This window comes from Romboutsia sp. 13368 (assembly GCF_018336475.1).
In the GTDB taxonomy this organism is placed as follows: domain Bacteria; phylum Bacillota; class Clostridia; order Peptostreptococcales; family Peptostreptococcaceae; genus Romboutsia.
In genome coordinates, this window is record NZ_CP048741.1 from 765,288 (window position 1) to 769,271 (window position 3,984).

A 3,984-nucleotide genomic window follows, 5' to 3' on the forward strand; every position below is an offset into this window, starting at 1 on the left:
TTAAGTATATTTATAATATTTTAATTTTAGYAATTTGATACTAATTCATACTTCTCAAAATTATAGGTATCAACTGCATTTTTTAATTGATGCATAGCATTTTCTAAAATCTTTCTAGGACAAGCTATATTTATTCTCATATAACCATCTCCGCCTTCTCCAAATATACGACCATCATTAGGAGCAATTTTTGCATTATTGATAAAGAAATCAAGCAGCTCATCTCCATTAAGATTTAAATTTTTACAGTTTAACCATAATAAATATGTACTATCAGGAGCACTCACTTTTATTTGAGGAATATACTTATTTATATAATCTACTGTATATTTTATATTTTCTTCAATATAATCAGTTACTTGCTCAAACCATTCTTTTCCTTCGGTAAAAGCAACTGTATTAGCAACTATACTAAAAGCGTTATTTCTATATGTTTCTATTTTCTTTAATATATTATCGTATTTGTTTTTCATATCTAAACTAGGGAATATTACTGTAGCAACTTGAAGTCCAGCTAAATTAAATGTTTTAGTTGAAGAAGTACAAGTGATAGTATGCTTTCTTATTTCTTCACTTATAGATGCCATTGGAGTATGTTTATTTCCCCATAACATTATATCAGAGTAAATTTCATCAGATATAATAGTTATATTATTTTCTATACAAATATTTGCTATAGTTTCTAAGTCTTCTTTTGACCACACCTTCCCAACTGGATTATGAGGATTACAAACTATCATAAATTTAGCACCTTGTTTTGCTTTTTCTCTTAGGTCATCAAAATCTATAGAGTAGTGACCATTTTTTTCTATAAGTTGGTTTATTACAACTTCACCATCCCATGCTTCTATAACATTTTTAAATTCATGGAAAACTGGAGGTTGAATTATAACCTTATCTCCTTTTTCTAAAAATGTATGCATTAAATTTGCAAGCATTGGTAAAACACCTAAAGCATGAGACATAAGTGAAGTATCAACTTCCCAATTATTTTTTTCTAGTTGCCAATTTTTTATTGCTTCAAAGTATTCATATGGTCTAGATGTATATCCATATATACCTTGTAGTGCTCTTTCTTGAAGAGCATCTATAATAGGTTGTGCTGATTTAAAATCCATATCAGCTATCCATAATGGTATTAAATCATCTCTACCGAATTTTTCTTTTGTTTCATCATATTTAACAGAATAATTATTTGAACGATCTATTATTTCATCAAAGTTATATCTCATTTTATCCACCCCAATATTAAAATAATTAAATTTATCCCTAAATTCTAATTGCCTTTTGACTATAGTTATATATTAGCACGCACTATATAAGTATGAAATGTTAAAAAATGCTATTTACATTGCAAAAAATGCTATGAAGATGATTTAGTACATGTTAATCATTTTTAATATATAAAAAGAATATATTTTTTATGAAAATATTTATTTTTAGGAGGAGCAAAATGAGTGAACTAAAAAGGACGCCTTTATATGATACTCATAAAAATCTAGGAGCTAGACTTTTTGCTTTTGCAGGTTGGGATATGCCAGTAGAGTACGAAGGACTTACTAAGGAACAWAWTNATAATATATTAAAGCCTTTATAATTTTATGTAATATTACATCTACTTAATATATAATTGAATAGTTAGAAATTAAAATTAAATAACTAAAAATAAGGAGAGTATGATTTGATAAATGAATTAGATTTAGATATAAAAAGATGTGAGGATGTATTAATAGAAAATAATTACTTAGAAATAGTAATAGCAATAGAAGAACTTCATGATAAATATAAAAATACTATAGATTCTATATCTAATATAAATAGTAACGTAGTATGGAATTATAGTAAAAAAGATATAGAAAATATACAAAAATCTTTAAAAGAATATAAAGAAGAATTAATTTTAAAGGAAAAACAAAAAAGTATAGAAGAAAAAATTAAAGACTTAAAATTTTACATAGAAAAAAATAATATATTAAAAAAGAATAATGTATTAGAAGTTATAAAAAGTATAGAAGAAATAAATAATGCAGATTTAAACTTAGATGAAAAATGGAATAAATTAAAAGGGTGCTTGGATATATTAAAAAATCAAGAAAGAGAAATAGGTACAAAATTATTAGAAATAATAGTACTTGTTAGTAAGTAGATAATATGATTATTTATTACTTAATATTTATAAATATAGTTGGAATATTATCTATGTATTTAGATAAGTATTTTGCTAAAAAGAATATGTATAGAATTTCTGAAAAAAATTTATTTCTTATAGCTATTGCAGGAGGATCGATTGGAAGTATTATTGGTATGCATAAGTTTAGACATAAAACAAAACATAAGCAATTTACCATTGGATTACCTGCTATATTATTTGTTCAAGTATTTATATTAAATTATATATTATAACTNNGTTCCTTTTTTATATTATTTTACTAATTTAGCAAATTCTTTACCAAAGTTTACACATTCTTGATAAGTTTCTTCAGAAGGGAAGAATTTCTTTTTCATAGTAGGTACTGGCATTTTGAAAGCCATAGCTTTTATTAAATTCTCAGCCATAGNAAAATAAGTGAATGTAAATATTGGGCTAATAAGCTAGAATATAGCTAAATATATTAAAAATTGGTATAATAACTTTAGAATTGGAGGGATTATGCATATGAGAAAAAGCACGAATACTATAGTAGAATTTTTAGGACTAATAATAGGTTGTTTATTTATGGGTGTAGGACTTAATATGTTCTTCAAACCATATACTATAGCACCAGGAGGACTTAGTGGTTTATCACTTGTTATAAGTAAGTTTACTGGTTTATCAGTATCAACAATAATGTTAATTATAGGTATACCACTTTTAGTATTCTCTATAAAAATATTAGGAAAAAAAGATGCAATAAAAACTTTTATTGGAATGATTATATTATCAGCTGTATTAAAAATTACAGAACCATTAGCAACAATATCAGTTACACAAGATGTATTGTTATCTGCAATATCAGGAGCAATATTATTAGGTATAGGTTTAGGTATTGTATTTAGTGTAGATGGTTCTACAGGAGGAACTGATCTTATAGCATTAATGATAAATAGAGTAATTCCAAGTTTACCAGTATCTAAATGTTTAACTATYATAGATGGTATGGTTGTTTTATCCGCAGGGATAGCTAATGGAAATATAGAAACAGGCTTATACTCTGCTATAGCTCTTTATATAATAGTTAAGGTAATTGATGCAATTATATCTGGATTTGATTATTCAAAGGCGTTTATGATTATAACTGAAGATAAAGAATTGTTAAGAGAAGCTATAATTAATGATATAAAAAGAGGAGTAACTGTACTTGATGGTAAGGGTGGATATACTAATAATGATAAGAGTATTTTATTAGTTGTTGTAAATAATAAAAAGCAAGAAGTTCATTTAAAGAAGCTTATTAAGAAAGTAGACCATAATGCTTTTATAATAGTAAGTGATGTTCATGAAGTACTAGGTGAAGGTTTCAAATCAATAGCAACGGTTTAACGAATAAGATATATTCTTTTTTTAGAATTGGAAGGACATTTTAATGAATCGTAATAAAAAAAATATAATCTCAGCATTAGTATTTTCTTTGCTTTCAATAATAGNNCTATGCAAAAAAATATTGGTAATTTTTATATGAAAGTAAAAAATGACATTTTGAGCAACGGATGTATCCTAAATGCTTCGCCGACACGTCGCTCAAGCGAAGCGAATTTTTTATAATTGAAAGATGGTGANATTGGAAGGACATTTTAATGAATCGTAATAAAAAAAATATAATCTCAGCATTAGTATTTTCTTTGCTTTCAATAATAGGTTACTTAATAACCTATAATAATAAACTTTTATTTTTCTTAGTTTTTGTAGGTGAAAGATTATATTCATTTGGAGCAAAAGAAGAACTCGAAAATAGTTTAGATGACTTTGAATTGGGAAATGGTAAAAAGGGAAAAAATACATTAGCT

At 25.5% G+C, this 3,984-nt stretch carries 5 protein-coding genes; 4 read left to right on the forward strand and 1 reads right to left on the reverse strand.

The features are described 5' to 3' along the window. Nucleotides 1-26 precede the first annotated feature (26 nt). Nucleotides 27-1,232 carry a MalY/PatB family protein gene (locus G3997_RS03095; protein ID WP_296647943.1) on the reverse strand — a complete coding sequence of 402 codons (1,206 nt, stop codon included), beginning with the start codon at nt 1,230-1,232 and terminating at the stop codon, nt 27-29. A gap of 449 nt (nt 1,233-1,681) precedes the next feature. Between G3997_RS03095 and G3997_RS03100 the strand changes: the two genes are divergently transcribed. The 4 genes from G3997_RS03100 to G3997_RS03115 form a co-directional block, all read left to right on the forward strand. Then, a complete protein-coding gene (locus G3997_RS03100; RefSeq protein ID WP_296647947.1) occupies nt 1,682-2,146 on the forward strand; it encodes a hypothetical protein in 465 nt (154 codons plus the stop codon). Between the two features lie 5 nt (nt 2,147-2,151). Next, complete coding sequence (locus G3997_RS03105) at nt 2,152-2,403, forward strand: DUF1294 domain-containing protein (protein WP_296647950.1); 252 nt, start codon at nt 2,152-2,154, stop codon at nt 2,401-2,403. A gap of 253 nt (nt 2,404-2,656) precedes the next feature. Then, nucleotides 2,657-3,520, forward strand: a complete 864-nt coding sequence (locus G3997_RS03110) for a YitT family protein (protein WP_296647955.1) — start codon at nt 2,657-2,659, stop codon at nt 3,518-3,520. 254 nt (nt 3,521-3,774) lie between these two features. After that, a partial coding sequence (locus G3997_RS03115) for a hypothetical protein (protein ID WP_296647960.1) occupies nt 3,775-3,984 on the forward strand: 210 nt, incomplete at its 3' end.